Source organism: Amycolatopsis sp., assembly GCF_035276945.1.
In the GTDB taxonomy this organism is placed as follows: Bacteria; Actinomycetota; Actinomycetes; order Mycobacteriales; family Pseudonocardiaceae; genus Amycolatopsis_E.
The window spans coordinates 85,210-112,039 of sequence record NZ_DATELF010000059.1 but is presented as its reverse complement, the minus strand read 5'-3'; the positions used below and the strand labels follow the sequence as shown (position 1 = coordinate 112,039).

Sequence of the window (26,830 nt, the reverse complement as noted above, 5' to 3'; positions counted from 1 at the left end):
GATTGGAGGAAGGGTGGCTGTTCCCACCAGGGAAGCGAGCAGGTTCAGGGCGTGGTTGCTCGAAGGCGAGCACAAACGGGCACAGCAGCTCACGGGCAGTACGCGGGAGCAGGCCAGGGAGCGCGATCATCCCTGGTGGAAGGTCATGTGCCTGACCGGCGTCGACTACTTCTCCACCCTGGGCTACCAGCCTGGGATCGCCGCGCTCGCCGCCGGTCTGCTCTCCCCGATCGCCACGATCGTGCTGGTCGTGCTCACCCTGGCCGGCGCGCTGCCGATCTACCGGAGGGTGGCCGCGGAAAGCCCGCACGGCCAGGGCTCGCTGGCCATGCTCGAGCGGCTGCTTTCCCGGTGGAAGGGCAAGCTGCTCGTCCTCGTGCTGCTCGGCTTCGCGGCCACCGACTTCGTCATCACGATCACCCTCTCCGCCGCGGACGCCGCCGCGCACGCGGTGGAAAACCCGTACGTGCCGAACTTCCTGCACGACCAGAACATGCTGATCACGATGCTGCTGGTCGCCCTGCTCGGTGCCGTCTTCCTGCGCGGGTTCGCCGAGGCGATCGGTGTCGCGGTCGTGCTGACCGGGGTCTACCTGGCGCTCAACCTGGTCGTCGTGGTCGACTCGCTGATCCACGTGCTCCGCAGCCCGCAGCTGGTCGTGCAATGGCAGAACCTGCTGTTCAACCAGCATGGCAGCGTCTGGGCGATGGTCGGTGTGGCGCTGCTCGTGTTCCCGAAACTGGCGCTGGGCCTGTCCGGTTTCGAGACGGGCGTTTCGGTCATGCCGCTGGTGAACGGCTCGCCCGGCGACACCCCCGGCAAGCCCACGGGCCGCATCCGCAACACGCGGAAGCTGCTCACCACCGCCGCGCTGATCATGAGCGCGTTCCTGATCACCAGTTCCTTCGCCACCACGGTGCTGATCCCGCAGGAGGAGTTCGCCGAGGGCGGCCAGGCGAGCGGTCGCGCGCTGGCCTACCTGGCGCACGACTACCTGGGCAACGCCTTCGGCACGGTCTACGACCTGAGCACCATCGCGATCCTCTGGTTCGCGGGCGCGTCGGCGATGGCCGGCCTGCTCAACCTGGTGCCGCGGTACCTGCCGCGCTACGGCATGGCCCCGAACTGGGCGGCGGCCACCCGCCCGCTGGTGATCGTGATCGCGGTGATCGCGTTCGTGATCACCTGGATTTTCGACGCCAGCGTGGACGCGCAGGGTGGCGCGTACGCGACGGGTGTGCTGGTGCTGATCTCGTCGGCGGCGCTGGCGGTGACGCTGGCGGCGTGGCGGAAGAAGCAGCACGGCGCGTTCGTCGCCTATCTCGTGATCACCCTGGTGTTCGCCTACACCACGATCGCGAACGTCATCGAGCGTCCGGACGGCGTGAAGATCGCGGGGTTCTTCATCTTCGCGATCATCATCGTGTCGTTCGTGTCCAGGGCCTCCCGTTCCCTGGAACTTCGGGTGGAAGAGGTGAAGTTCGACGAGGAAGCCCGGGCCATCCTCGACGAGGCCGTGAATGCCGGCCACGTCCGGATAATCGCGAACGAACCGGACGTCCGGGACGAAGCCGAGTACCGCGACAAGGAACAGGAAGCGCGGGAGGACAACCACCTCCCGCGCGATTCGCCGGTGATCTTCCTCGAGGTGACGATCAGCGACGCGTCGGAATTCCAGTCCACCCTCGAGGTGCACGGAGAGCGGCGGCACGGCTACCGGGTCCTGTCGGTGGAGAGCCCGTCGATCGCCAACGCGATCGCCGCGATCCTGCTGGCCATCCGCGACGAAACGGAACTGCTGGCGCATATCTACTTCGCCTGGACCGAGGGCAACCCGTTCCGGTTCCTGCTGCGGTACATCTTCTCCGGTGAGGGCGACATTCCCCCGGTCACGCGCGAGATCTTGCGGCGCGCCGAGCCGGACCCGCACCAGCGGCCGCTCGTGCACGTCGGCTGAGACACCGGCGGTCCGGGGCGGCCCCCGCGGAGGACTTGTCACACCGTGGAAGGCGCCTTGCTTGTCGGCTGCGGCTGAAGCAGGATCGGGCCATGACGCCGCGTGCGACACCGCCGTTCCGCGCCGACCATGTGGGCAGCCTGCTTCGCCCCGCCAAACTGCACGAGGCCCGCGAGTCGTTCGCGAAGGGGGCCATCGGCGCCGACGAGTTGCGTGCCGTGGAGGACGACGCGATCCGCCGCGCCGTCGAGTTGCAGCGCTCGGCCGGCCTGCTGTCGGCCACCGACGGCGAGTTCCGCCGAGCCAGCTGGCACATGGACTTCATCTACCAGCTCCACGGGGTCGGCAAGAGCGACGAGAAACTGCACGTCAAGTTCCACAACGCGCAGGGCGACATCGAGTTCAGCCCGGCGGGACTCAAGATCGACGCCAGGGTCGACCTCGACGGCGTCATTTTCGGTGACCACTTCACCTTCCTGAGGTCCAACGTGGAGCCACCGGTCACTCCGAAGCAGACCATCCCGTCGCCCAGCATGGTCTACTACCGGGGCGGCCGGGCCGCGGTGCCCGAAACCGTCTATCCCGACCTCGAGGAGTTCTACGACGATCTGGCCAAGGCGTACGCCAAGGAGGTCGCCAGTATGGCCGCCCTGGGCTGCACCTACCTCCAGCTCGACGACACCAGCCTCGCCTACCTGAACGACCCGGAGCAGCGCGCCCTGGTCGCGAAGATGGGCGGCGACCCCGACAAGCAGCACGTGCGCAACATCCGGACGATGAACGCCGCGCTCGCCGGCCGGCCCGAGGGACTGACCATCACCACGCACCTGTGCCGGGGGAACTTCCGGTCCTCCTGGGCCGCCGAGGGCGGGTACGACTTCGTCGCGGACGCGCTGTTCAACGAACTGGAAGTGGACGGCTACTTCCTGGAGTTCGACGACGAGCGCTCGGGTGGGTTCGAACCGCTGCGGTTCGTGCCGAAGGGCAAGTACGTCGTGCTCGGGCTGGTCACCACAAAGCGTGGCGAGCTGGAGAGCGTGGACGCGTTACGGCGGCGGATCGACGAAGCGGCCAAGTTCGTCGATCTCGACCAGCTCTGCCTGTCGCCGCAGTGCGGGTTCTCCTCGACCGAAGAGGGCAACGAACTCACCGAGGACGAACAGAAGGCGAAGCTGGAGCGGATCGTCGAAACGGCGGCCCTCGTCTGGGGCTGATGCCGGGGTCGCTACGGGGCGCGGACGAGGGACGGCACGCCGTCCGTGCCCGCCTGCCCCCACCCCCCGGCTAACAGCAAGTCTTTCGATCCCCTCCCCGTAACCTGGCACTATGCGGCACACTTCGGTACAGGCGCCTTCAGTGGTCGATCGCGTGCTGGACGTGTTCGGTGCGTTCAGCCCGGAACGGTCGGTGCTGAGCCTGTCCGATCTGAGCCGCCGCGCCCGGCTGCCGCTGTCCACCACCCACCGGATCGTCGGCGAGCTGACCCGCCGTGGCGCGCTCGAACGGCAGGAGGACGGGCGGTACCGGGTCGGTCTCTGGCTGTGGGAGGTCGCGTCCCTGTCACCGCGGGGGATGGGCCTGCGCGAGAACGCCATGCCCTTCCTGGAGGACCTGTACGAGGCGACACACGAAAACGTCCAGCTCGCGGTGCTCGACGTGCCCGATGTCGTATACGTCGAGCGAATCTCCGGGCGCAACGCGGTGAGCGTGATCTCCCGAGTAGGCGGACGGCTCGCGGCCCACGCCACCGGTGTCGGGCTCGTGCTGCTCGCCAACGCTCCCGCCGAGGTGCAGGAGGAGGTCCTGTCACGGCCGCTCAAGGCCTATACGTCGAAGACGATCTCGTCTCCGGAACGGCTGCGGCGGGTGCTCGCCGACGTCCGCCGCGACGGGTTCGTGATCAGCGACCGGCAGGTCGAGTTGGTCTCGCGTTCGGTCGCGGCGCCGGTCTACGGGCGGGATGACACGGTGGTCGCGGCGATTTCCATCGTGGTCCCGGCGGAGGGAGTCGATTTGCGCACCCTGGTCCCCGCGGTGCGCGCCGCGGCCAGGGGCATCTCGCGATCGCTCGGCGCCCCGCGGGCCTTGCGTCAGCCCTTCTGAACTTCCGGTGAGTGGAAGTAGCGCTGCGCGGAACGGTGTCAGGAAGCATGCTGATGGCCACCCGGAAACGCTTGGGAGGCAACAGGTGGCACGCACGCAGGTTGGGATCATCGGGGCAGGGCCGGCCGGTCTGCTGCTGTCGTACCTGCTGCACAGTGAGGGCATCGAAGCCGTCGTACTCGAGGCGCGCAGCCGCGAGTACGTGGAAAAGCGGGTACGCGCAGGGGTCTGTGAGCACCCCACCGTGGAACTGTTGCGCGAGATCGGCGTCGGCACCCGGCTGGACGCCGAGGGGTTGCCGCATCAGGGATTCTCGCTCCGGTTCGACGGCCAGGACCATCGGATCGCGATCACCGAACTGACCGGGAAGACGATTACCGTCTACGGCCAGCAGGAGGTCGTCAAAGATTTGATCGCCGCGCACGAGGAGCGGGGCTGGCCCATCGAGTTCGAGGTGTCCGAGGTCGCGCTTCACGACCTGGAAACGAAAAACCCGCACATCACATACCGGGATGTCGATGGCGTCGAACGCAGGCTCGACTGCGATGTGCTCGCGGGCTGCGACGGCTTTCACGGGGTCAGCCGTCCGTCCATTCCGGCCGAACGGGCGAAGATGTTCAACCGGGACTACCCGTTCGCCTGGCTGGGAGTGCTCGCGCGAACCCCACCCTCGCACGAGGAACTGATCTACACCCACCACCCGCGCGGGTTCGCCTTGCACAGCATGCGGTCGCCCGAGGTCACTCGGCTGTACCTGCAGGTCCCGCACGACGAGAAGATCGACGACTGGTCCGACGACCGGATCTGGTCGGAGCTGGCCGAACGTCTGGAGACCAGCAACAAGGACTTCTCGTTGCGGGAGGGGCCGATCCTCGACAAGGGCATCACCCCGATGCGCAGTTTCGTCATCGAACCGATGTCCCACGGCCGGCTGTTCCTGGCCGGCGACGCCGCGCACATCGTCCCGCCGACCGGTGCCAAGGGCATGAACCTGGCTGTCGCCGACGTCCGGGTGCTCTCCCGCGCACTCGTGGAGTTGTTGCAGCACAAGCGAACCGAGCTCGTGGAGTCCTATTCGGACACTTGTTTGAAGCGGGTATGGCGGGCCGAGCACTTCTCCTGGTACATGACCTCGATGCTGCACGTCGACCCCACCGCCGACGACTTCGACCGCCGCCTCCAGCTCTCCCAACTGCGCTACACCGCGTCCTCTCGCGCCGCGGCGACGAGCCTCGCCGAGAACTACGCCGGCCTCCCCTTCGTCTGATCTTGCCTCCCGCGAGTCGGGCCCTCGCGTCCCGCGAGTCGGGCTTCCGTGACGCGCGAGTCCGGCCCTCGCGTCTGGTGAGTTCGGCTTTCGGGTCGCGCGAGTCCGGCCCTCGCGTCTGGTGAGTCGGGCTTTCGGGTCGCGCGAGTCGGGCCCTCGCGTCTGGTGAGTTCGGCTTTCGGGCGTCGCGAAGGTGGAACTCACACGCCGCGAAGGTGGGACTCGCGCAACGAGAAGGTGGGACTCGCGGGGGGAAGGGTGTTCACGTAAGGTGAACACCCTTCCCAGCGAGCGACTAGGCGGGGGACTCCGGGCGGCCGTCGGCGGCCCAGGAGGTGTGGAACGAACCCTCGCGGTCAACGCGGCGGTAGGTGTGCGCGCCGAAGAAGTCCCGCTGCCCCTGCACCAACGCGGCGGGCAGCCGCTCGGCGCGCAGGCCGTCGTAGTAGGCCAGCGCGGTGGAGAAGCCCGGCGTCGGAATGCCGAGCCGCACCGCCGTGGAAACGACCGAACGCCACGAATCCTGCGCATCCTCCACGGCCTTGCGGAAGTCGCCCGAGGTCAGCAGGGTCGGCAGGCCGGGCTCGGCGGCGTAGGCGGCGCGAATGTCGTCCAGGAACTTCGCCCGGATGATGCAGCCGCCCCGCCAGATCGAGGCCAGCGCACCAAGATCGATGTCCCAGCCGTACTCGGCGCCCCCGGCCTGGATCTGGTTGAAGCCCTGCGCGTAGGCGACGATCTTCGACGCGTACAGCGCGCGCTCGACGTCGTCCGCGAAACTCTCCGCCGCGGCACCGGAAAGCGGCGCCCGGGTGGGGCCGGGCAGGCCGCGGCTCGCCGCGCGCAGACCCGCGCTGCCGGAGAGCGAACGCGCGAACACCGCCTCGGCGATTCCGCTGATCGGAACGCCGAGATCAAGGCCGATCTGGACGGTCCACCGTCCGGTGCCCTTCTGCTCCGCCTGATCGGCCACGATGTCGACGAACGGCTTGCCGGTCGCGGCGTCGGTGTGCGCGAGCACTTCGGCGGTGATTTCGATCAGGTACGAGTCCAGCCGCCCGGTGTTCCACGTCCGGAAGACCTCGGCGATCTGGGCCGGCTCGTAGCCGAGCGCGCCGCGCAGCAGGTCGAAGGACTCGGCGATCAGCTGCATGTCGGCGTACTCGATGCCGTTGTGCACCATCTTCACGAAGTGGCCGGCGCCGTCGGGTCCGATGTGGGTGCAGCACGGCGCGCCGTCCACCTTGGCCGAGATGTCCTCGAACAACGGCCCGAGCGACTCGTAGGACTCGGTGGAGCCGCCGGGCATGATGCTCGGGCCGTGCAGCGCGCCTTCCTCTCCACCGGAAACACCGGTGCCGACGAAGTGCAGGCCCTGTTCCCGCAACGCCGCTTCCCGCCGGCGTGTGTCCGCGAAGTGCGCGTTGCCGGCGTCGACGATCACGTCGCCCTTCTCCAGCAGCGGCGCGAATTCCTGGATGACCGCGTCGGTCGGCCCGCCTGCCTTGACCATGATCACCACCTGGCGTGGGCGCTCGAGGGCGTCCACGAACTCCTGGGCGGAGTAGGCCGGGATGAAGTCGCCTTCGTCGCCGAACTGCGCCACGAGGTCGCGGGTTCGCTGGTCGGAACGGTTGTGCAGGGCGACGGTGTGCCCGTGCCGGGCCAGATTCCGGGCCAGGTTCCGGCCCATGACCGCCAGCCCGGTGACGCCGATGCTCGCCTTCTTGCTCATTGCCTGCCTTCCCGTCTACGGCCCCTGCTCCAACCCTAGCGTGCTGGATACACCGTCCCTGTTGAACGCGCGTGGGTAACGAGCCATAGACCCCGTTCCCTGAAATCCCTCGGACGGTTACGCTATCTACCCTGTGCGTGAGTACGGTGAGGTCGACGGCTTACGACCACGGATACGAACGGGAGCGGCCCTGGGAGTGAAAGATGGCTAGCACCGTTACCTCCCGCCGAAAGCAGCTCGGGAACGAGTTGCGGCACGCGCGCGCCGCAGCGAAGATGACGCAGCAGCAGGTCGCCGAGGTGCTGGGCTGTACCCAGGGCAAAGTCAACAAGATCGAGTCCGGCGCGGTCGGCGTCAAGCTCGGCGACGTCCGGACGATGTTGGAGGCCTTCGGCATCAACGGAGAAGAGTCCGAAGCGCTGATGAATCTGGCCCGCGCCGCGGCGGGGCAGCGCGGGCACTGGTCCGGTTACCGCTCGGTGGTGCCGCACTGGTTCCGTACCTTCACCGATCTCGAACCGGCCGCGGTCGAGGTTATGACGTGGCACGGCGAGCGTATTCCGGGCCCGCTCCAATCCGAACACTACATGCTCAAGCAGTTCACCGAGTTCGGCGCGACCGACGTGACCTCATTGGTGCGGAACCGGTTGGACCGCAAGGCCGTCTTCGACCAACCGCAGCCGCCGTATTATCGTTTCATAATCAGCGAAGCCGCTTTGCGGCGGGCGCCGGGTGGTTCCGCGCCGGCGGTTATGCTCGACCAGATCGAGCATCTGATGGACCTGGACCGCCGGCAGCGGGTCTACATTCACGTGCTCAGGTTCGAGGCGCGGCTGGCGGCCGTTCCGAACGACTTCACGATCATGCGATTTCCCGACCGGACCCGTGACTTCGTCTACATCGAACACTCCGCGGGCGGGATCTATCTGGACGACCAGAAGGATTTCCAGCTGTTCGTGGACGCCTGGGACCGGCTGCGCGGGGCCGCGCTGGAACGTCAGGAAACCCGTGAGTTCCTGAAGGACATGGCGGACTCCTATCGCGCCCAAATGGGTTTGTAGCGGTCCTTCAGCCCTTCAGCTTCAGAATGGCCTGAGCCGAAAACCGGCGGATGATCCGAGGCCGACGCGACGGCGCGCGCACCGAAGCGCGTTCGTCCTCGTCGGAGAAATCGCGCGGGCTGTCTTCCCGGGCCCGTACCTCAATGGATCGCTCAACCTCTCCGATTCGGACGGTCATCATCCCTCCAGGCAAGGCCGTGCCGGGGTGGACAGCACGAGGCAGCATTCGCAGGGCATGCCGGCGCCGAGGTTGAGCCATTCGATGTCGGGCAGGGACAGCTCCGCCCCGCAGTGGGCGATCATCGTGCCGTACAGCACGGTGCCGGGGTTGAGCTGGAACAGGTGTGCGCTGCGCCGGGTCTCGCCGGCCAGGCCAGGGGCGAGCCTGCCGATCACGGTCACCGCGGTGGGCCAGTCCTCGCGCAGGTACCATACGGCCGACGCGTCGTCGTCGCGCCGCAGCCATTCGAGCATTCTCGCCAGGGCGTCCGCCGGGCTTGACGCTCGCGCGGACTCCTCGTGACCGTTGACCCGTCCGACGACCATGAACGGCGCCATCGCAGGTAGCCGTTGTGCCGCGTTGAGCCGTGCCCGGCCCTCGAACCGCCCTGGCGCGAGCGCCGTGTCTGCTCCAGGCACTGGTACACCTCCCCCGCGAGGTTGCTGCTCGAAGGTCCTGGCCGAAAGTCACCTACCCGGCCGTGCTGATTAATCCTACTACTGGAATAATCTCGTTGTCGAGTGGTCAATGATCGGATCGCTCGGCTGGACCCGCCGGTGGGGGTCCAGGTGATGTTGGGGACGCTCGTTTCCACAGGTCAGACGAGCGGCCGAGCACGCACGGAGGTAGGCCCCATGGCGAAACAGCTGCGCCACCTTGATTACGACCCGGACACGGCCGGAAGGTTCTTCGACGAGGAGAAGTGGGTCAAGTCCTTCGCCAGCGAGCCCAACGGCGGGAACTGCGTCGAGGTCAACCTCTCGAGCTCCGGGCTGGTGGGGGTGCGGGACACCAAACTCGCGTCCAGTCCCGTGTTCGTGTTCGATGTGGGAGAGTGGGAGGCCTTCCTGGCCGGCGTCAAGGCCGGCCAGTTCGACCTCCTGCGGTAATTCGGATTTTTGTCTTCGGTGTGTTATTGGCAACTCGGGTGACTCAGGTGGCCGGAACTGTTCCGGCCACCTGAGCCCGGGTGCGCCGCCAGGCGGCCACCAGGAAGGCCACCAGCGCGATGAGCGGCAGGATACTGATCGACCAGCTCAGCGCCATCGGCGGCCCGGGCTGGGCCAGCACCGTCAGGCCCCGCAGCTCACCCGTTCCCTGTCCCAGCGGCCCGGCGAGCTGGAACCGGAAGGTCCAGTCACCTTCGACCCTGAGCGCGCGGACGTCCAGCCCCCAGACGTCCCGCTTGCGTGGATGCCGGGCCAGCGGCTGCGGCCGGGACGTACAAGTCACCGGATTCACCGTGGTGAGGGTGCCCGATTTCCCGTCGATCCCACCGTCCGGAATGAAGGTGAAGTCCAGCGACTGCTGGGCCCGCAGCGGCCACACGCTGAACCCCACGGTCAGCCCGTACGGCCCCGCCTGAACCCGTTCGGTATGTACCATGTTCACCGGCTCGTACGCCGAGGCCATGGGCGCGGCGACCACGGTCAGCCCGAGCGCGGCGACCAGGGCCGCGAGAAACCTTCGCATGATCAATGTCCTTCCGCCGGGGACAGCAGCCGGAGCATCCGCCCGAACCGCCAGCCGAGGAACCCGGCGAGCAGTCCGAGGACCGCGCCGGCCACACTGGTCGCGACGATCGACATGGTGCTGGACACGTGCTTGCCGTAGAGCAGGGCCGACTGGAACGGCGCGCACGCCGCGACGATCAGCGCTCCGACGGCTCCCACGACCGCCGGTGTCCAGCGCGCCGAGCGGCCCCAGGCCAGCAGGCTCTCGATGATCAGGGCCACCGCGACAAGACACATCGGCATCAGCGACGGCATTTCCGGCACGCCGTTGACGTAGTCCCGCACCGGCAGACCGACGGCGTCGGCGTAAGCGTGCGCGGCCCATGGTGAGAACCACCAGAACACCGCCTGGATCACGCCGAGCCCTACCGCGATCAGCAACGCGCCACCCGGCCTGCCGTGCTGGCCGGGGGCGGACCCCGCCTGGGGGGAAGCCCGCAGACCGGCTTGGCAGCCGGCGCCGACCAGCAGGATCAGCACGGACACGAACCCGGTGCCCGCGTCGATCCAGCTCACCGTGCCCTCGAGGTTCTGCAACCCCAGCACGGTCACGGTGCTGAACGCCAGCAGTACGGACAGCGCGCAAAGTGTCCCGACCCGGCCCCAGCGTTGGTCACGAGCCGCGGCGAACACCATCACCGCACCCACCATGGTGACACTGATGGACAGGAGCAGCCCGATGTGCGGCGGCGAGTTGATCACCGCGTCGAATCCGTAGAGCCCGTGCCACCACAGGTCCCACAGGCCGTAGGCCAGGAACGACGCCGCGCCGACGCCTGACACGAGGTAGCCGATCGGGGCGGCGAACACGCCGAGCGTGCGGACGGCGCGCCCGCCGATCGCCGGGTCGTGCCGCTGCCCGGCGCGTTGCGCGGCTGTCGCGGCGAGCACCACCACCAGGCTGGCGATCCCCGAGATCGCGCTTCCCGAGTACAGGAACAGGTGCGGCAGCGTGAAGAACGTGTCGGGGCCGACGTCGCTGTGCCACTGCACGTCCCAGGTCAGTCCGATCAACGAGATCACGGTGCCGCCGAGCACGGTCAACGCCGGAGACATCCCTCTCGCTCCGGCGGCGTGCGTGACGGCCACCCGGTGCGCGGCGGTATCCATTCCTTCTCCTATCCCCTGACCAGTAACGGAAAGACGATTTGGTCGGCACCCGACTGGTCGTGCACGACAACGGTGATCTCCCATTGCCCGGTCATCGGCAGCGTGGTTTCCGCCTGGTACCGCCCCGGACCGGCCGGGCTCGCCGGCACCGGCGCGAGGGCGTGCCCCATCTGCGGCATCACCGGGTCGACCGTGACACTGTCTGCTTTGGACGGAGCGAGTTCCAGGGTCAGCGTGTTGCCGCCCAGGCGAGGGTCCGGCACGGTGAGCCGGACCTGATATCGCTTCCCGGTCGCCTGCTGCACCGAGGCGCTGCTGCCGGACGGCCACCACAGCCAGACGGCGAGGGCGACCGCCACCGCCACCGCGGGAGCAAGCAAGACTGCCCTCCGTTTCATCCTCCTGCTCCCTTCGCGGGCACGTCGACGGTCGTCGCCGCGGTCAGCACCTGGTACCCGCGCTCGGCCTGGACCCACAGGTGGTAGTGGCCGGGAGCGGGGAAGGTGTAGGTGAACAAGACGTCCGGCCCGTAGCCGGCGACGGTCTCGTCGGGCTGGCCACCGACCGAACCCGGCGCCGGCGGCAGCATCGCGTGCGCATGCGCCCACACCGGTGCCGAATACGCGGCCGCGCCGAGGTTCGTTCCGGCGGGCAGTGGGCCGACGATGATCAGGTGTCCGAGCATGCCCAGCCAGGGCTGGAGATCGGCCGTGTCGCCGAAGCGTGCGGTGATCGCGCTCGGACTTCCCGCGCCGGCCACCGTGGCACGGACGGTTCCAGCCGTGGTGGGCGTGGCCTGCCCGCCCGGCCGGAGGTCCACTGTGGACCGAAGCAGTTGAACTCCACCGCCTCGGCGGGCGATTTCGGCACTGACCGCGTACACACCGGGTTCGGGCGCGTTCAGCGGAACCTGGTAGGCGCCGGGGCCGACCCGCACCGGATGCAGGTGCCACAGTTCGCCGGACGGCCCGACGATCACCAGGTGGACCAGCGCGTTGTCGTGGATCAGCAGGTCGTCGACGGGGCAGCCGGTGGCGGCGTCGGCGAAGGTGAGGTCCAGCTCGGCGCCCGCGCCGACGGTCACCACGAAGTTCACCGGCGGGCGCGAATAGTCCACTATGGATGGTGTCGAGTAGGGGTCCGTGACGTTGCCGGGCGTGGGATCCAGCTGCGTCCCTGGCTGTGGTGGCAGGGGTGTGCTCGCGGACAGCAGCGCGGCCGTGACGCCGACCGACACCGCGGCCACCATGCCCGCGGCCGGCACCAGCGCCACCCACCCGCGCTTGGCCCGGATCGCGGTCGCCAACGCGACCAGCAACAGCGCCCCGGCGGCGACGAATCCGCCGTAGCTCACCTTCTCCCAGGGAGAAACGACCCACGCCGGCACGATGAACGGTATCCGCGCGACCCGCTGACCGTCGTCGATGGCGAGTTCCCACGGCCCCGGCTCGTCGACGGCCAGGGTTGCCGGGTACGAACCCGGGGCAGCGCCGAGTACGACCGAGGTGGTGCTGGGGGTTGCGCCACCCGAAGACGCCGTCGCCCGCAGGCCGAGCGTGCCGGGAGCGGTTCCGGCGTGCGTGACCACCTCGACCCGGAGCGGCCCTGGCACGGGCTCGACGCGCCGGATGACCACGGTCAGTTCGCGCTCGCCGAGCGTCTGCGCCACGTGCAGATCGCTGCCGGTCCGCATGCCGTCCGCGAGCGCGGGCGCCGCGTCCGGCACGAGCGACAGCGTGCAGGCCAGTACCAGTGCCGTGAAGAACCCCCTGCCGTTCATCGCTGTCGAAGTTAGGCAGTCAGGGGCCCGATTGCGTCACGGCAAAGAGGGACCGGCGATCCCTCCCTCGGGGGAGACACGCCTACGGGTGCACCAAGCGGTGCCGGTACGCATAGACCACCGCGTGCACACGGTCGCGCAGGCCGAGCTTGGCCAGCACGTGCGAAACGTGCGTTTTCACCGTTTCCTCGCCGACGTTCAGCTCCGCCGCGATCTCGGCGTTGCTGCGCGCGTTCGCGATGAGCAGCAGCACCTCGCGTTCCCGTGAGGTCAGCCGCGCGCCTCCCGGCGGGGTGGCGGGCGGCTCGATGCTGGTCGCGAACCGGGTGATCAGGCGGCTGGTCACCGACGGATCGATGAGCGCGTCTCCCCGCGCCGCCACCCGCACCGCGGAGATCATCTCCTCCGGAGGCAGGCTCTTGAGCAGGAACCCGCTTGCCCCGGCGCGCAGCGCGCGGTAGACGTAGTCGTCCGAGTCGTAGGTCGTGAGCACCAGCACCTTCGTGTCGTTGCCCGGGGCGGCGAGGATCTCCTCCGTCGCGGCGAGACCGTCCAATTTCGGCATTCGAACGTCGAGCACGGCGACGTCGGGGCGCAGCCGGGCGACCTCGCCGACCGCGGTGCGGCCGTCCGCCACCTCCGCGACGCAGTCCAGGTCCTGCTGGGTGTGCAGTACCGCGCGCAGTCCCGAGCGGAACAGCGCGTGGTCGTCGGCCAGCAGCACTCTCACCGGCATCCGGACTCCAGGCCGAACGCGGCGCGGATTCGCCAGGAATCCCCTTCGGGGCCGTAGGTGAGGTGACCGCCGTAGAGCGCCACCCGGTGCCGGATCCCCGTGAGGCCGTGGTGCCGCTCGCCGGCCCGTTTTTCCCGCTGCTTCACGTCGTTCTTGACGCTCAGCGCGACTTCGTCGTCCCCGTAGGCGAGTTCGACCTCCACGATCCCGCCGTCGCCGTGCCGCAGCGCGTTGGTAAGCGCTTCCTGCGCGATCCGGTAGAGCGCGATGTCCAGCGATCCGGGTAGTTCGAGCCGTTTGCCGCGGATGCCCAGGCGGGCCGGGAGCCCGTCGAGCAGTTCGCCGAGGTTTTCCAGACCAGGCTGGCGGCGCGCGTCGGTGTCCTGGCCGTGCAGGAGATCCAGCAGCCTGCGCAGATCGGCCATCGCCGAGCGGCTGGCCGACTCGACCGCGGTCAGGGAGCACCACACCGGGCCAATTCCCTCGCCGAGGCCGAGCCGGGCCGCACCGGCGTGCATCCCGATCGCGCTGACATGATGCGAGATGACGTCGTGCAGGTCGCGGGCGATGGCACTGCGCTCCTCGGCGACCGCGCGGCGCACGGCCTCGGTTTCGCGCCGCTCGAGATCGGAGATGTAGGCACGGCGGGCGGTCGTGTAGCGGCCGACCAGCCACGGCAGCAAGCTACTGGTGAGCGCGTCGAGAACGGTCAGCCGCCAGTCCTGGACGATCCGGCTGCCCGCCTGCACCCGGCAGGTCACGATCCCCGCCATCAGCGTGGAGAGCGCGATCAGCGCCGGACCGGTGCGTAGCCAGGCGCCGGCCCGGTAACCGGCGATCAACACTCCGGCGTTGTTCGTTACCCGGGTCGACGTCAGCAGCGGGCCGGCGACCAGCAGCACCGCGTGCGCGACGGCCACCAGCCCGGACAGCCTGGCCGGCGCGGTCAGCGCGGCGTCGGCGAGCACGCAGGCGACCAGCACCGTCCACACCCGCCAGTCGTCCAGCGGTGGGCCGATGATCAGGAAGATCCCCGCGTCGGACACCACGCACATCCCGGAGACGAGTATCGACTGCCACGTCAGTGACCCGCTGACATCCCGCACCCGATCACCTTGACACACCCGGGCGACGACACGCCGACATTCGGTGGACTCGCGACGCTGCGAGGTGCCCCTATGGCCTGCATGCCGCCCGTGGTAGCGGTGCCGGAGTTCCGCTACCCGTTCGGGATTCCCTGACCACCTTGACCGTTGCCGCCGTGCGGGAAGCCGCCCGGGCCGTCCTGTTGCTCGCCGTCGGTGATGGTCGTCGCGGTCGCCGTGCCGCCGGACACCTTGGCGATCACGGTCACCTCCGCGCCGGTCGCCACGTCGTTCGCCTTCCGTGTCGACGAGTCGATCGTGTAGGTCTGCGTGTAGTCGTCGGCGCTCTTCACGGTGACAGAGGTGGCGCTGACCGCGCTTACCGTCCCCCGCTGTAGGCGCTCGGTGAGATAGCTGCCACCCGACGACACGACGAAGTCGCCGTGCAATGCGTTGACCGGCAACGACATTCCGCCTCCACGGCCGTCGAACCCGCCCATCGGGTCACCCGGGCCGCCAAAGCCACGCATGCCGCGCGGGCCCTGCAGCCCGCTGCTGTTGTTCGCCGAGGTCCCCGCGTAGATCGCGGCCCCGCCCACCGCGACGATCGCGACCGTCACCGCCGCGGCCACCGCGGTCTTCCCGCCGGACCACTTGGGCGCCGGGGGCCCAGGATCACCCCAGGCAGGGGGAGCCGGGGGTGTGGTCGTCGGCTCGGTAGTCATCGTTTCCTCTCCACGAATGCGACGGCGGGTGGTATCGCCCTTACCGCGACCAGATTCGGCAGTTTTCCTGTGCGGAACCTGTGCCCGGGATGGGTCATACCTGTGTACGGCGAGATCACGAGAATTCGTTCACAGGAAACACAAAGGATTCACACAGCGACGGCCAACCAGCGACACCGAAGATGGCACCATGATCTCGATGAACGCCGTCTCCTCTCTGGGCAAAGCCGACCTGCGGCGCGCCGACGGGTCGCCGGTTCGCGTTCTCGTCGTCGACGACGAGCCTTCGATCGCCGAGCTCGTGTCCATGGCCCTGCGAATGGAGGGCTGGGAGATCCGGAGCGCGGGCACGGGTACCGAAGCGGTGCGCATCGCCCGCGAGTTCCGGCCGGACGCGGTCGTGCTCGACGTGATGCTGCCGGACTTCAGCGGTCTCGAGGTGATCACCAAGCTGCGGGCGGAGGCGCCGAATCTCCCGGTGCTCTTCCTCACCGCGCGCGACGCGGTGGAGGACCGCATCGCCGGTCTCACCGTGGGCGGCGATGACTATGTGACCAAGCCGTTCAGCCTGGAGGAAGTGGTGCTCCGGCTGCGCGCCCTGCTGCGCCGGTCGAGGGTGGTTTCGGCCCACGAGGGATCGACGCTGGTCGTGGGCGATCTGACGCTCGACGAGGACAGCCGCGAGGTGCAGCGCGCGGGCGAGCCGATCTCGCTCACCGCGACCGAGTTCGAGTTGCTGCGCTTTCTCATGCGCAACCCCAAGCGCGTACTGTCGAAGGCCCAGATCCTCGACCGGGTGTGGAGTTACGACTTCGGTGGCCAGGCCAACATCGTGGAACTCTATGTTTCGTACCTGCGCAAGAAGATCGACGCGGGCCGGGAGCCGATGATCCACACGATGCGTGGCGCGGGGTATGTCCTCAAACCGGCCACTTAAACGGTTTTTGCCCTCTTCGCTGCGCGGGAAGCTGATCGCGCAGCTCATCGCCCTGCTCTCGGTCGTCTGCCTGGTGGTCGGGGTGGTCACCGAGGTGGCGTTGCGCCAGTTCCTCGTCCATCAGCTCGACGTCCGGCTCGCGGCCGCCAACGAGCGGGTGCGGGAGCCACCTCCCGACATGCATTTCTCCACGCCGAACGCGCCCCCGCCCGACTTTCTGAAGGTGCCCGGGCTGGGCGCCGAGACCCTCGGGATGCTCATCGACGCCGACGGCTCGGTGCGCTCCGGCGTCATCCGCGGCACCCCCCACCCCGGTTCGGGCGATTTCCCCAGCGACCCGCTGTCTGGCAGTCAGCAAGCGCGACTGGTGGGCCTGCCGCCCGACGGGAAGATCCGCACGGTCGACCTCGGTGACCCGCTGGGCTCGTACCGGGTGGTGTCGCAACATCTGCCCAAGGGCGCCATCCGGATCCTCGGTCTGCCGATGCGCGATATCACGACGACCCTGTGGCAGCTCGGTTTCGTTTTCGGCGGCGTCGCGCTCGGCGGCCTGTTGCTCGCCGGCACGGTCGGCGCGATCACCATCCGCCGGACCATGCGCCCACTGGAGCGGCTCGCGCGCACCGCCGCCCAGGTCTCGGAGATCCAGCTGGACAAGGGCGAAGTGGCGCTTTCGGTCCGGGTGCGTGAGGAGGACACCGATCCGCGGACCGAGGTCGGCAAGGTCGGCGCCGCCTTCAACCGCATGCTGGAACATGTCGCCGCCGCGCTCAGCGCCCGCCAGGCGAGCGAGAGCCGGGTTCGCCAGTTCGTCGCCGACGCCAGCCATGAGCTGCGCACCCCACTGGCGTCCATCCGCGGCTACGCCGAACTCATCCGACGTAGCGGAGACGCCGTGCCGCCGGACATCGCTTTCGCGATGGGGCGGGTGGAGGCGGAGTCCGCGCGCATGACGACGCTGGTCGAGGACCTGCTGCTGCTCGCCCGCCTCGACGCGGGACGCCGCCGGGTCCACGAGCCGGTGGACCTTTCCCGGCTGATCGCCGACGCGGTGTCCGACGCGCATGTCGCCGGTGGAGACCACCGGTGGCTGCTGGACGTGCCCGCCGAGCCGATCACGGTGCTGGGCGACCCGGACCAGTTGCACCAGGTCGTGATCAATTTGCTGAACAACGCGCGCACGCACACGCCCCCGGGCACGGTCGTGACCACCAAACTGGCCGAAACCGGCGGCCTGGTGACCCTGACGGTCATGGACAACGGTCCCGGAATTCCGAAGGAAGTGCTGCCCGAGGTGTTCGAGCGGTTCGCCCGGGGCGACAATTCGCGTTCCCGGGTGGCGGGCAGCACGGGCCTCGGGCTGGCGATCGTGGCCGCCGTGGTGAGCGCGCACAACGGTCAAGTCGGGGTGTCCAGCGAGCCGGGCCGGACCGAGGTCATCGTGTGCTTCCCGGCGTTCAGCCCGGCCGCGCATTTCGCCCCGGTAGGGGAATTGCGAAACAGCCGTTGATCGCGGCCATGTGAAGTCAGGCCGCATTCGAAACGTGCGATCGGCACCTGGTGCTGGCGGGCAAAACGTACCTTGATCACTGCCGGGTTCACAGCCTCCGCACAGCTCGGCCACATGGTCACCACATGGCCACGGGCCAAGTTTCTTGGCATGACGATCTCCGCAGACGCTACCCCCGCAGCGGCGCGGGCCGACTCACCCGAAGGAAGCTCACCCCCGGTTCTCGACGTCGTCATCCCCGTCTACAACGAAGAAAAGGACCTTGATCCGTGCGTGCGGAGATTGCACGCCTACCTTCGTGAGGTGGTGCCGTACCGCTACCGGATCACGGTCGCGGACAACGCCAGCACGGACGGCACCCTCGCCATCGCCCGCCGTCTCGCCGACGAGATTTCCGAGGTCGAGGTCCACCACCTCGACCAGAAGGGCCGGGGACGCGCGCTGAACGCCGTCTGGTCCTCCTCCGACGCGCAAGTGCTGGCCTACATGGACGTCGACCTGTCGACCGATCTCGCCGCGCTGCTGCCGCTGGTCGCTCCGCTGATCTCCGGTCACTCGGACCTGGCGATCGGCTCGAGGCTGGCGCGTGGCGCGCGGGTCGTGCGGGGATCGAAGCGCGAATTCGTTTCCCGCTGCTACAACCTGATCCTGCGGGGCACGCTCGCCGCGAAGTTCTCCGACGCACAGTGCGGTTTCAAGGCCATCCGGGCCGATGTCGCCAGGCGACTGCTGCCGCTGGTCGAGGACGGGGGCTGGTTCTTCGACACCGAACTGCTCGTCCTCGCCGAGCGGTCGGGCCTGCGCATCCACGAGGTCCCGGTGGACTGGATCGACGACCCCGACTCGTCGGTCGACATCGTGGGCACCGCCACCGCCGACCTCAAGGGGGTCGCCCGCATGCTCCGGGCCTTCGCGAAGGGTACCTTGCCGATCAGCCAGATCCGCGCACAGCTCGGTCGCCGTCCGATCGAGGTTTCGACACCGGGCGTGTCCCCGAAACTGGCGACGCAACTCGTGCGCTTCACCGCGGTCGGCGTCACCAGCACCCTTGCCTACCTGGTGCTTTACGTTCTGCTGCGCGGCACCATGGGCGCACAGGTGGCCAACCTGATTTCGCTGCTGTCGACCGCGATCGGCAACACCGCCGCCAACCGGCGGTTCACCTTCGGCGTCCGCGGTTCGTCGAGCGCGGGCCGGCACCAGTTCGAAGGACTGATCGTGTTCGGCCTCGGGCTCGCCCTGACCAGTGGTTCGCTCGCCGCGCTGCACGCGTCCGTGGAACCGGGCCGGGTCGCGGAGATCGCGGTGCTGGTGCTGGCCAACCTGGCCGGGACGGTGCTCCGCTTCCTGCTGTTCCGCAACTGGGTCTTCCGCAAGAATGGAATAGGAGAAGTTCGCCGATGACGACTGCGTCCGCCGCGCCACCCCTGATCGTGGGGTCCGGCCCCGTCGCAGCCACTCGCGAACCAGGCCGGCCACGATGGGTTCGTCCCGCCGTGGCCGTCCTGCTGCTCGCGACCGCCGTGCTGTACCTGTGGAACCTGACCGCCTCGGGCTACGCCAACGACTTCTACGCGATGGCCGTCCAAGCCGGAACGAAGAACTGGGAAGCGTTCCTCTTCGCCTCGCTGGACCCGGGCAACGTCATCACGGTCGACAAGCCGCCGGCCGCGATGTGGATGATGGCGCTTTCCGGGCGGATCTTCGGGTTCTCGAGCTGGAGCATGCTGCTGCCGGACGCGTTGTGCGGGGTCGGCTCGGTGTACCTGCTCTACGCGGCCGTCCGGCGCACGTCGGGCCCGGTCGCCGGGCTCCTCGCCGGGACCGCGCTCGCGCTCACCCCGGTCGCGGCGCTGATGTTCAAGTTCAACAACCCGGACGCGCTGCTGACCCTCCTGCTCGTCGCCGCCGCCTACTGCGTGGTGCGGTCACTGGAAAAGGCGGGCACGAAATGGCTGCTGCTCGCCGGGACCGCGGTCGGTTTCGGCTTCCTCACCAAGATGCTGCAGGCGTTCCTGGTACTGCCCGCCTTCGCCCTGGTCTACCTGGTGGCCGCGCCGGCCGGGCTGGGTAAGCGCTTGCTGCAGCTCGCGGGCGCGGCCGTCGCGGTGGTCGTCTCCTGCGGCTGGTGGCTCGCCGCGGCGGCGCTCTGGCCGGAGTCGAGCCGCCCGTACATCGGCGGGTCGACCAACAACAGCGCGCTCGAGCTGGCACTGGGTTACAACGGGCTCAACCGGATCTTCGGTGGCGAGGGCAACGGTGGTCGTCGCTTCGGTGGCAACACCGGGTTCGGCGGCGCCACCGGCGTCACCCGGATGTTCGGCCAGACCTTCGGGACGGAGGTCTCGTGGCTGCTGCCCGCCGCGCTGATCGCGCTCGTCGCCGGCCTGTGGTTCACCCGGTTCGCGCCCCGGACCAACGTCAGCCGCGCCGGGCTGTTGCTGTGGGGTGGCTGGCTGGTCGTCACCGCGCTGGTCTTCAGCTTCATGAGCGGCACGATCCACCCGTACTACACGGTGGCGCTCGCGCCCGGGATCGGTGGCATGGCCGGCATCGGCGCGGTCGAGTTGTGGCGCGGCCGGCACAACTACGCGGCGAGGGTCGTGCTGGCGGTGATGGCCGCCGCGACCGGCGTCTGGGACTTCATCCTGCTGGACCGCGACTCGTCCTGGCAGCCGTGGCTGCGGTACCTGATCCTGCTGCTGACCGCACTCGTCGTCGCGGGCCTGCTGTTCGGGATCGACCGGCTACGTAACGCCGGGATCGTCCTCGCGGTCGTCGCGGCCTGCACCGGCCTGCTCGGCTCGGCGTCCTACGCGCTCGCTACCGCCGGCCACGGGCACACCGGGTCGATCCCGACGTCCGGCCCCGAAGGCAGCGGTATGGGTGGTTTCGGTGGTGGTCCCGGTGGGGAAGGCCAGCCGGAGGGCGAGCTGATCTCGCTGCTCAAGCAGACCACCACGAAGTGGGCGGCGGCCACCACCGGCTCCCAGTCGGCCGCGGGCCTTGCCCTGTACTCGGACAAGGCGGTGATCGCGATCGGCGGCTTCAACGGTGGCGACCCGGCGCCGACCCCGGAGGAGTTCGAGCAGTACGTGGCCAACCACGAGATCACCTACTACGTCTCCGGCGGCATGGGCGGTGGTTTCGGTGGTTTCGGTGGTTTCGGTGGGCGAGGCGGCTCCAGCTCGATCGCCTCGTGGGTGCGGCAGAACTTCCAGTCGCTGACGGTCGGTAGTGCGACGCTGTACGACCTGACGAAGCCCCTCGCATCGCCCTGACCTACACTGGGCCACGGACCCCCGCGGCGTCCATCCTGTGAACCTCCCCAGGGCCGGAAGGCAGCAAGGATAAGCAGGCTCTGACGGGTGCGGGGGTCCCCTTCTTTCCCGCGAGTCCGCCTTCCGTGACACGCGAGTCGGCCTTTCGTGACGTCCGAGTCGGGCTTTCGTGACGTTCGATTTCCCGACCTGCCACGATCGGCACCACGACCGGGTCGTGGGCCATGGACCAGCGGGGCCGGATGTCGGTGGATGCCGGTACTCTCGCCTCGTGGCTCTGGCTCTCTACCGCAAGTACCGTCCGGCGACCTTCGCCGAGGTCGTCGGGCAGGAGCACGTCACCGAACCGTTGCGCACCGCGCTCTCGGCCGGGCGGATCAACCACGCGTACCTGTTCTCCGGACCACGCGGCTGCGGGAAGACCTCCAGCGCGCGGATCATGGCCCGCTCGCTCAACTGCGCCGAGGGGCCGACGCCGGACCCGTGCGGCAAATGTGACTCCTGCCGCGCGCTCGCCCCGGAAGGGCCCGGCAGCATCGACGTCACCGAGCTGGACGCGGCCAGTCACGGTGGTGTCGACGACGCGCGCGAGCTGCGTGACCGCGCCTTCTACGCGCCGGCCGAGTCGCGGTACCGGGTGTTCATCATCGACGAGGCGCACATGGTCACCACGCAGGGTTTCAACGCCCTGCTCAAGATCGTCGAAGAGCCGCCGGAACACCTGATCTTCATCTTCGCCACCACCGAGCCGGACAAGGTGCTGCCCACCATCCGCTCCCGCACGCACCACTACCCGTTCCGGCTGATCCCGCCGAGCGCGATGCGGGATCTGCTCGAACGCAACGTCGCCGCCGAGGGCATCCATGTCGATCCGGCCGTGTACCCGCTGGTGATCCGGGCGGGCGGCGGCTCGGCGCGGGACACCCAGTCGGTGCTCGACCAGCTGCTGGCCGGCGCGGGTCCGGAGGGGGTCGACTACCAGCGTGCGGTCGCACTGCTCGGGGTCACCGACGTGGCGCTGATCGACGACATGATCGACGGGCTCGCCACCGAGGACTCCGCGGCCGTGTTCGGCACCGTCGAGCGGCTCACCGAGGCCGGTCACGATCCCCGCCGTTTCGCCTCCGACCTGCTCGACCGGCTGCGCGACCTGATCCTGGTGCGCTCGGTGCCCGACGCCACCTCCCGTGGCCTCGTTTCCGCGCCCGAGGAGGAGTTGACCCGGATGACCGCCCAGGCGGAGCGGGTCGGCCTCGGCACGCTCACCCGGTACGCCGAGATTGTCCACAATGGACTTATCGAGATGCGGGGGGCGACCGCGCCCCGGCTCCTGCTGGAGTTGCTGTGCGCCAGGATGCTGCTGCCCGGCGTTTCCGACGACGAGTCCGCGCTGCTGCACCGGCTCGAACGACTCGAACGACGGGCCGCCGCGCCCGCCGCACCCGCCGCCGACGGGCAGCAGGCCCCGTCTCCGGCTCCGGAACGTTCGTTTCAGCGGCCGTCGCAGCGGGCCGTGACTCCGCAGCCCGCGCCGACGACACCGGCTCGCCCGCCGCAACCGCCCGCCCAACCCGTCGCGGCACCGGAACCCCCGGCGCCGGAACCCGCGGCGAGTGCCCCCGGGGTCATCGACGAGACGGCGGTGCGGAGGGCTTGGCCGGCGTTGCTGGCGGCCATCCGCAAGACCAGCCGCAGCACGGAAGCCATGCTCACCAACGCGACGGTGCAGAGCGTCGAAGGCTCGACCGTGGTCCTGGCGCACACCGCGGAACCGCTGGCGCGCAGGCTGTCCGAACCGCGCAACGCCGACTTCATCGCCGCCGCGCTGCACGAGGTGCTCGGTGGCACCTGGCAGGTGCGTTGTGTGCACGGCGGGGGTGGCGGTGGCTCGGCCCGTCCGGCGAACCCCGGCCCGCGCCCGCAACCGAATCCGCCCCATCGCCCGGCGCCGGAACGCTCTTACCAGCGCCCCGCCGCCCAGCCCACGCCCGCTCCGGCACCCGTGCGGGAGCGGCCCGAGCCTGACATCCCGCTGCCTCCCGAGCCGGACGACGAGGAAGTAATGCTCGCCGAAGAAGCCATGTCCACGGATTTTCCCGTTCCCGCCGTGGACCCCGAGGCCGTGGCGCACAAACTCCTCGCCGAACACCTCGGCGCCCGCCCGCTCGACTAGCGGGCCGAACCCCGGTTGAACTGACCGTCCGGAACGGCCTGGTGCTGGACGCCACTGCCGTGCGGCAAGCTCTCCGGCGGGCAGCAGTCCCGGGTGGCGCTCGCCCTGGCCAAGCGGCCAGAGCTGCTCGTGCTCGACGAACGGCTGGCCGGCTCGATCCTCTCGCCCGCCATGAGTTCATGGCCGTCCTGATGGCCGCGGTCGCGTCGGACGGGCTTTCCGTGGTGTTCTCCTCGCACGTGGTAGCCGAACTCGAGCGGGTCTGCGACTACCTCATCGTGCTGTCCGGCGGCCGGGTCCAGGTGGCCGGCGAGGTGGACGACCTGCTGACCGGTCCCGCCGAACGGGCCGACGCGGTCGCGGAGCCGCTGCCGGTCATCCACGATCGCCGCGGAACGGCTCAGGCCCACCTGCCGGTCAGGCTGCGCGGTCGGCTGCCGGCCCTGGCCGGGTGGGAGGCCAGCCCGGTGGGACGATCACCAAGCTGGTCGTGCTCGGTGGCGCGGTCACGGCGGCGTCACTGGCCTTCAGGCGGCTCTTCCACTGGTGGCATGCGTCGTTCACCCAGCTGGCCGGCGGCATCAGCGGTTCCGCGGCCGAGGTCGACGGGATCGTCTTCGCCGCCCGCACCCTGTTCGTGTTCGTTCTGGGTGCGTTTTTCGGCGCCGTGCTTCGTCGCACGGTAGCCGCGATGGCCGCGACCGGCTTCGCGGTCGCCCTCGTGACGGTGTTGGTTCTCCGCCCGCGGTTCATGCCCCCGATCACGGATCAGGCGACCGGAGGGCCGGCCGGGAAATGGATTCTGAGCACCTGGTGGACCGACCTGAACGGCCGGAGACCTGGCCAGGGTCGCCGCGCAGCTGCCGCGGAACATCGTCAAAGGCTCGAATGAGTGGCTTGTCGACCACCACTACACGCCGTGGGAAACCGATCAGCCGGTTCTGGGACTTCCAGGTGATCGAAGCGAGCGGCCTGCTGGTCCTCACCGTCCTCTTCGGTGTCGCCACCCTCGCCTGGGTACGCCGCCGGATCAGTTAGCCCCGGACACGGCACAGTAACCGCTCAGGAGAGATACGTGAGGACGCCGGCGGCGATCGCGTTCGCATAGCGTTGCCGACCGTCCGCTGTGGACATCAAAGCGGCCTCGGTGGCGTCGCGCATGTTGCCGCACTCGATCAGTGCCGCGGGACGCTCGGACAGGTTGAGCCCGGCGAGGTCGTTGCGTGGCGCGAGCCCGTTGCCACCCAGGTAGTTCGACACGGCGAAGCCGCCCGAGCGCAGGCTGTCCCGCAGCGTTTGGGCCAGCGAGATCGACGGCTGGCCCTGTGCCGCGTTGAGCGGCGGGTTCGAGTAGGCGACGTGGAAACCGTGCGCTCCTGCCGAATCCGACCCGTCGGCGTGGATCGAGACCACCGCCGCGGCCCCGGCCCGGTTCCCGATCGCGGCACGCTCGTTGACGCACGGACCGACACCGTTGTCGTCGTCCCGCGTGTAAACGACCCGGATCCCCTTCGCCGACAGCTTCGCACCGACCCGCTGGGTCACGTCCCAGGTGAACGCGTGTTCGCTGTACCCGGCGTTCGTCGCGGTCCCGGTGGTGTTGCACGGCTTGGTCTGCCCGCGTCCGGCGGGCACCGGCTTGTTGATCACGCTCGGGTTCCGCGCGTTCCCGCCGTTGTGCCCGGGGTCCAGTACCACGACCCGGGCGGCGATGGTGGTGGTGGTGCTCGACGGCGCCGGGGACGAACTCGACGCGGCGGGGGCCGAGACCGAGGCGGAAGTCGGCGCCACGGAGGTCGGCGTCCCCGCGGCCGCGCCTCCGCCCTGGCATCCCGTGAGCAGCATCGATCCCACGAGCGTCAGGAGTACCAGGCGACCGCACCGCACGGGCAACACGGTGCCATACGCGCGCGAGATACGCTGGGTCAAGACCACAATTCCCTCACGGATCGGAAAGCGGCAATCATGGTCCAACCCGGTGGTGGCATGCCCGACATGCAGGCGATCCTGCAGCAGGCGCAGCAGATGCAGCAGCAACTCGTCGCCGCGCAGGAGGAGCTGGCGCGGGCCGAGGTGACCGGTACGTCCGGCGGCGGCCTGGTCACCGCGACCGTCTCGGGCAGCCTCGAGCTCAAGAACCTCACGATCGACCCCAAGGTGGTCGACCCCGAAGACACCGAAACCCTCGCCGACCTGGTCGTCGCCGCGGTGCGCGACGCCACGAAGAACGCGCAGAAGCTCACCGAGGAGAAGCTCGGCCCGGTGGCCGGCGCGCTCGGCGGGGGCGGTATGCCCGATCTCGGCGGCCTCGGGCTGCCCGGGCTCGGCTGAGCGGGCACGGACAGGGCGCAGCTTGTACGAGGGTGTAGTTCAGGACCTCATCGACGAACTCGGCCATCTGCCGGGCATCGGTCCGAAGAGCGCGCAGCGCATCGCGTTCCACCTGCTGGCCGCCGATCCCGCCGACATCGCGCGGCTGCAGGACGTGCTCGGCAAGGTCCGTGAGGGCGTGCAGTTCTGCGAGATCTGCGGCAACGTCTCCGAGCAGCAGCAGTGCCGGATCTGCCGGGACACCCGCCGCGACGCCACGGTCATCTGTGTGGTCGAGGAGCCGAAGGACGTGCTCGCGGTGGAGCGCACGCGCGAGTTCAAGGGGCGCTACCACGTGCTGGGCGGCGCGCTCGATCCGCTTTCCGGGATCGGCCCCGACCAGCTCCGCATCCGGGAGCTGCTGGCCAGGATCGGCGGTGAGGTCACCGAGGTGATCATCGCGACCGATCCGAACACCGAGGGCGAGGCGACCGCCACCTACCTCGTGCGCATGCTGCGAGACTTCCCCGGCCTGACCGTCACGCGGCTGGCGTCGGGCCTGCCCATGGGCGGCGACCTCGAGTTCGCCGACGAACTCACGCTCGGCCGCGCGTTGTCGGGCCGCCGGGCTTTGTGACGTTCATCGACCGGGTGCTCGGTGGGGCACCGAGGCTGGGGCAGGTGTGGCTTGTGGCGGTCGACGGGCCGTCGGGGGCCGGCAAGTCGACCTTCGCGCAGGCGTTGCGCGGCGAATTCGAAGCGCGTGGGGCCGTCACCGCTGTTGTCGGCACGGACGACTTCGCGACCTGGGAAAACCCTGTGGCGTGGTGGCCGGAACTCGTCTCAAAAGTGCTCGAACCACTTGCCGAGGGAAGGCCGGCGAGCTATCGCGGGCTGGACTGGTCGACCGGCACCGCGAGACCGGGTGAGTGGTTCACGATCGAGCCACCGGACGTGCTGGTCCTCGAGGGCGTGTCGGCGGGCCGTGCGTCGCTACGACCAAGACTGTCCGGGCTGTGCTGGCTCGATGGTCCGGGCGAGCGGGCCCGCCTGGAACGCGCCGTCGCGCGGGACGGGGAGGCGACCCGGTCGCATCTCGAGCGTTGGCAGGCGTTCGAGCGGGGCTGGTTCGCGGCGGACCGTACCCGCGAGTACGGACACCTGTGTGGTCTAACCCATGGCGGCCAAACCGGCTACTTTGGAAACGGTGAGTGATCGTTAGGCTCGAAAGTGTGATTCGTTCACCTTTTAAGTATCGCGATCGTAACCTGGCATGCTTAAACACTGGCCAAGTTCCGGCTAGGGTCGGCGATCACCAACTGCAAC

At 69.1% G+C, this 26,830-nt stretch carries 27 protein-coding genes and 1 other RNA gene; 17 read left to right on the top strand and 11 right to left on the bottom strand.

Annotated features, from left to right (window positions below; translation table 11 throughout):
• Positions 1-13: 13 nt before the first annotated feature.
• The 4 genes from VJT49_RS09960 (at position 14) to VJT49_RS09945 (ending at position 5,327) form a co-directional block, all read left to right on the top strand.
• On the top strand, positions 14-1,957 hold the full coding sequence (locus tag VJT49_RS09960; RefSeq protein ID WP_324164451.1) for an amino acid transporter: 1,944 nt from the start codon (positions 14-16) through the stop codon (positions 1,955-1,957).
• Positions 1,958-2,049: 92 nt separating this feature from the next.
• A complete protein-coding gene (locus VJT49_RS09955) occupies positions 2,050-3,171 on the top strand; it encodes a 5-methyltetrahydropteroyltriglutamate--homocysteine S-methyltransferase (RefSeq protein ID WP_324164450.1) in 1,122 nt (373 codons plus the stop codon).
• Positions 3,172-3,283: 112 nt separating this feature from the next.
• Positions 3,284-4,060 carry an IclR family transcriptional regulator gene (locus VJT49_RS09950; RefSeq protein WP_324164449.1) on the top strand — a complete coding sequence of 259 codons (777 nt, stop codon included), beginning with the start codon at positions 3,284-3,286 and terminating at the stop codon, positions 4,058-4,060.
• An 85-nt stretch (positions 4,061-4,145) separates the two neighbouring features.
• On the top strand, positions 4,146-5,327 hold the full coding sequence (locus VJT49_RS09945; protein ID WP_324164448.1) for a 4-hydroxybenzoate 3-monooxygenase: 1,182 nt from the start codon (positions 4,146-4,148) through the stop codon (positions 5,325-5,327).
• 295 nt (positions 5,328-5,622) lie between these two features.
• Here VJT49_RS09945 and gndA read toward each other — a convergent pair whose 3' ends face one another.
• Positions 5,623-7,062 (bottom strand): NADP-dependent phosphogluconate dehydrogenase, encoded by a 1,440-nt coding sequence (gene gndA, locus VJT49_RS09940; RefSeq protein WP_324164447.1) that lies wholly within the window; start codon positions 7,060-7,062, stop codon positions 5,623-5,625.
• A 203-nt stretch (positions 7,063-7,265) separates the two neighbouring features.
• Between gndA and VJT49_RS09935 the strand changes: the two genes are divergently transcribed.
• Complete coding sequence (locus VJT49_RS09935) at positions 7,266-8,123, top strand: helix-turn-helix transcriptional regulator (protein WP_324164446.1); 858 nt, start codon at positions 7,266-7,268, stop codon at positions 8,121-8,123.
• A gap of 177 nt (positions 8,124-8,300) precedes the next feature.
• Here VJT49_RS09935 and VJT49_RS09930 read toward each other — a convergent pair whose 3' ends face one another.
• On the bottom strand, positions 8,301-8,762 hold the full coding sequence (locus VJT49_RS09930; RefSeq protein ID WP_324164445.1) for a hypothetical protein: 462 nt from the start codon (positions 8,760-8,762) through the stop codon (positions 8,301-8,303).
• Positions 8,763-8,978: 216 nt separating this feature from the next.
• Between VJT49_RS09930 and VJT49_RS09925 the strand changes: the two genes are divergently transcribed.
• Positions 8,979-9,233 (top strand): DUF397 domain-containing protein, encoded by a 255-nt coding sequence (locus tag VJT49_RS09925; RefSeq protein WP_324164444.1) that lies wholly within the window; start codon positions 8,979-8,981, stop codon positions 9,231-9,233.
• A 43-nt stretch (positions 9,234-9,276) separates the two neighbouring features.
• Here the strand turns inward: VJT49_RS09925 and VJT49_RS09920 are convergent, their stop codons facing one another.
• The 7 genes from VJT49_RS09920 to VJT49_RS09890 form a co-directional block, all read right to left on the bottom strand.
• Complete coding sequence (locus VJT49_RS09920) at positions 9,277-9,816, bottom strand: hypothetical protein (protein WP_324164443.1); 540 nt, start codon at positions 9,814-9,816, stop codon at positions 9,277-9,279.
• Positions 9,817-9,818: 2 nt separating this feature from the next.
• Positions 9,819-10,967, bottom strand: a complete 1,149-nt coding sequence (locus VJT49_RS09915) for a hypothetical protein (RefSeq protein WP_324164442.1) — start codon at positions 10,965-10,967, stop codon at positions 9,819-9,821.
• An 8-nt stretch (positions 10,968-10,975) separates the two neighbouring features.
• Positions 10,976-11,365, bottom strand: coding sequence for a FixH family protein (locus VJT49_RS09910; RefSeq protein WP_324164441.1), 390 nt, complete (start codon positions 11,363-11,365; stop codon positions 10,976-10,978).
• Positions 11,362-12,747: a hypothetical protein gene (locus tag VJT49_RS09905; RefSeq protein ID WP_324164440.1), complete on the bottom strand. Its 1,386-nt coding sequence runs from the start codon at positions 12,745-12,747 to the stop codon at positions 11,362-11,364. The genes VJT49_RS09910 and VJT49_RS09905 overlap by 4 nt, the downstream gene beginning before the upstream one ends.
• A gap of 82 nt (positions 12,748-12,829) precedes the next feature.
• Positions 12,830-13,483, bottom strand: coding sequence for a response regulator transcription factor (locus tag VJT49_RS09900; protein ID WP_324164439.1), 654 nt, complete (start codon positions 13,481-13,483; stop codon positions 12,830-12,832).
• Complete coding sequence (locus VJT49_RS09895) at positions 13,474-14,589, bottom strand: sensor histidine kinase (protein WP_324164438.1); 1,116 nt, start codon at positions 14,587-14,589, stop codon at positions 13,474-13,476. Before VJT49_RS09895 ends, VJT49_RS09900 begins: the two co-directional genes overlap by 10 nt.
• A gap of 113 nt (positions 14,590-14,702) precedes the next feature.
• Positions 14,703-15,293 carry a hypothetical protein gene (locus tag VJT49_RS09890; RefSeq protein ID WP_324164437.1) on the bottom strand — a complete coding sequence of 197 codons (591 nt, stop codon included), beginning with the start codon at positions 15,291-15,293 and terminating at the stop codon, positions 14,703-14,705.
• Between the two features lie 190 nt (positions 15,294-15,483).
• On the opposite strand from VJT49_RS09890, the gene VJT49_RS09885 reads away from it, so the two are divergent.
• From VJT49_RS09885 to VJT49_RS09860, 6 genes are all read left to right on the top strand, one after another.
• Complete coding sequence (locus tag VJT49_RS09885) at positions 15,484-16,230, top strand: response regulator transcription factor (protein ID WP_324164436.1); 747 nt, start codon at positions 15,484-15,486, stop codon at positions 16,228-16,230.
• Positions 16,208-17,740: a sensor histidine kinase gene (locus VJT49_RS09880; RefSeq protein WP_324164435.1), complete on the top strand. Its 1,533-nt coding sequence runs from the start codon at positions 16,208-16,210 to the stop codon at positions 17,738-17,740. The genes VJT49_RS09885 and VJT49_RS09880 overlap by 23 nt, the downstream gene beginning before the upstream one ends.
• Before the next feature lie 150 nt (positions 17,741-17,890).
• Positions 17,891-19,144: a bifunctional glycosyltransferase family 2/GtrA family protein gene (locus tag VJT49_RS09875; protein ID WP_324164434.1), complete on the top strand. Its 1,254-nt coding sequence runs from the start codon at positions 17,891-17,893 to the stop codon at positions 19,142-19,144.
• Positions 19,141-21,021 (top strand): ArnT family glycosyltransferase, encoded by a 1,881-nt coding sequence (locus VJT49_RS09870; protein WP_324164433.1) that lies wholly within the window; start codon positions 19,141-19,143, stop codon positions 21,019-21,021. Before VJT49_RS09875 ends, VJT49_RS09870 begins: the two co-directional genes overlap by 4 nt.
• 10 nt (positions 21,022-21,031) lie before the next feature.
• An RNA gene (gene ffs / locus VJT49_RS09865) (signal recognition particle sRNA small type) lies at positions 21,032-21,130 on the top strand.
• A gap of 162 nt (positions 21,131-21,292) precedes the next feature.
• Positions 21,293-23,194, top strand: a complete 1,902-nt coding sequence (locus VJT49_RS09860) for a DNA polymerase III subunit gamma and tau (RefSeq protein ID WP_324164432.1) — start codon at positions 21,293-21,295, stop codon at positions 23,192-23,194.
• Here VJT49_RS09860 and VJT49_RS09855 read toward each other — a convergent pair.
• Positions 23,191-23,604: a hypothetical protein gene (locus VJT49_RS09855; protein ID WP_324164431.1), complete on the bottom strand. Its 414-nt coding sequence runs from the start codon at positions 23,602-23,604 to the stop codon at positions 23,191-23,193. The genes VJT49_RS09860 and VJT49_RS09855 overlap by 4 nt on opposite strands.
• A 41-nt stretch (positions 23,605-23,645) precedes the next feature.
• On the opposite strand from VJT49_RS09855, the gene VJT49_RS09850 reads away from it, so the two are divergent.
• Together VJT49_RS09850 and VJT49_RS09845 are read left to right on the top strand one after the other, a co-directional pair.
• Complete coding sequence (locus VJT49_RS09850; protein ID WP_324164430.1) at positions 23,646-24,086, top strand: hypothetical protein; 441 nt, start codon at positions 23,646-23,648, stop codon at positions 24,084-24,086.
• A gap of 5 nt (positions 24,087-24,091) precedes the next feature.
• A complete protein-coding gene (locus tag VJT49_RS09845) occupies positions 24,092-24,232 on the top strand; it encodes a hypothetical protein (RefSeq protein WP_324164429.1) in 141 nt (46 codons plus the stop codon).
• 24 nt (positions 24,233-24,256) lie between these two features.
• On the opposite strand, the gene VJT49_RS09840 is transcribed toward VJT49_RS09845, so the two are convergent.
• A complete protein-coding gene (locus VJT49_RS09840; RefSeq protein WP_324164476.1) occupies positions 24,257-25,039 on the bottom strand; it encodes an N-acetylmuramoyl-L-alanine amidase in 783 nt (260 codons plus the stop codon).
• Positions 25,040-25,159: 120 nt separating this feature from the next.
• Between VJT49_RS09840 and VJT49_RS09835 the strand changes: the two genes are divergently transcribed.
• Genes VJT49_RS09835 through VJT49_RS09825 form a run of 3 tightly spaced genes read left to right on the top strand, consistent with a single transcriptional unit; the run spans position 25,160 to position 26,719 of the window.
• The gene (locus VJT49_RS09835) at positions 25,160-25,525 is read left to right on the top strand and encodes a YbaB/EbfC family nucleoid-associated protein (protein ID WP_324164428.1); all 366 of its coding nucleotides are present in this window, start codon (positions 25,160-25,162) and stop codon (positions 25,523-25,525) included.
• A gap of 22 nt (positions 25,526-25,547) precedes the next feature.
• Positions 25,548-26,141 carry a recombination mediator RecR gene (gene recR, locus VJT49_RS09830; protein ID WP_324164427.1) on the top strand — a complete coding sequence of 198 codons (594 nt, stop codon included), beginning with the start codon at positions 25,548-25,550 and terminating at the stop codon, positions 26,139-26,141.
• Positions 26,138-26,719 (top strand): uridine kinase, encoded by a 582-nt coding sequence (locus VJT49_RS09825; RefSeq protein WP_324164426.1) that lies wholly within the window; start codon positions 26,138-26,140, stop codon positions 26,717-26,719. Before recR ends, VJT49_RS09825 begins: the two co-directional genes overlap by 4 nt.
• The last annotated feature ends 111 nt before the right edge of the window (positions 26,720-26,830 follow it).

Bases quoted from the DNA above. Each gene is read 5' to 3' on its own strand.
- VJT49_RS09955 (WP_324164450.1), top strand. From the start codon at position 2,050: ATGACGCCGCGTGCGACACCGCCGTTCCGCGCCGACCATGTGGGCAGC.
- VJT49_RS09835 (WP_324164428.1), top strand. From the start codon at position 25,160: ATGGTCCAACCCGGTGGTGGCATGCCCGACATGCAGGCGATCCTGCAG.
- VJT49_RS09905 (WP_324164440.1), bottom strand. From the start codon at position 12,747: ATGAACGGCAGGGGGTTCTTCACGGCACTGGTACTGGCCTGCACGCTG.
- VJT49_RS09935 (WP_324164446.1), top strand. From the start codon at position 7,266: ATGGCTAGCACCGTTACCTCCCGCCGAAAGCAGCTCGGGAACGAGTTG.
- VJT49_RS09920 (WP_324164443.1), bottom strand. From the start codon at position 9,816: ATGCGAAGGTTTCTCGCGGCCCTGGTCGCCGCGCTCGGGCTGACCGTG.
- VJT49_RS09890 (WP_324164437.1), bottom strand. From the start codon at position 15,293: ATGACTACCGAGCCGACGACCACACCCCCGGCTCCCCCTGCCTGGGGT.
- VJT49_RS09910 (WP_324164441.1), bottom strand. From the start codon at position 11,365: ATGAAACGGAGGGCAGTCTTGCTTGCTCCCGCGGTGGCGGTGGCGGTC.
- VJT49_RS09880 (WP_324164435.1), top strand. From the start codon at position 16,208: ATGTCCTCAAACCGGCCACTTAAACGGTTTTTGCCCTCTTCGCTGCGC.
- VJT49_RS09900 (WP_324164439.1), bottom strand. From the start codon at position 13,483: ATGCCGGTGAGAGTGCTGCTGGCCGACGACCACGCGCTGTTCCGCTCG.
- VJT49_RS09875 (WP_324164434.1), top strand. From the start codon at position 17,891: ATGACGATCTCCGCAGACGCTACCCCCGCAGCGGCGCGGGCCGACTCA.
- VJT49_RS09925 (WP_324164444.1), top strand. From the start codon at position 8,979: ATGGCGAAACAGCTGCGCCACCTTGATTACGACCCGGACACGGCCGGA.
- VJT49_RS09885 (WP_324164436.1), top strand. From the start codon at position 15,484: ATGATCTCGATGAACGCCGTCTCCTCTCTGGGCAAAGCCGACCTGCGG.
- VJT49_RS09840 (WP_324164476.1), bottom strand. From the start codon at position 25,039: ATGCTGCTCACGGGATGCCAGGGCGGAGGCGCGGCCGCGGGGACGCCG.
- VJT49_RS09870 (WP_324164433.1), top strand. From the start codon at position 19,141: ATGACGACTGCGTCCGCCGCGCCACCCCTGATCGTGGGGTCCGGCCCC.
- VJT49_RS09950 (WP_324164449.1), top strand. From the start codon at position 3,284: ATGCGGCACACTTCGGTACAGGCGCCTTCAGTGGTCGATCGCGTGCTG.
- gndA (WP_324164447.1), bottom strand. From the start codon at position 7,062: ATGAGCAAGAAGGCGAGCATCGGCGTCACCGGGCTGGCGGTCATGGGC.
- VJT49_RS09915 (WP_324164442.1), bottom strand. From the start codon at position 10,967: ATGGATACCGCCGCGCACCGGGTGGCCGTCACGCACGCCGCCGGAGCG.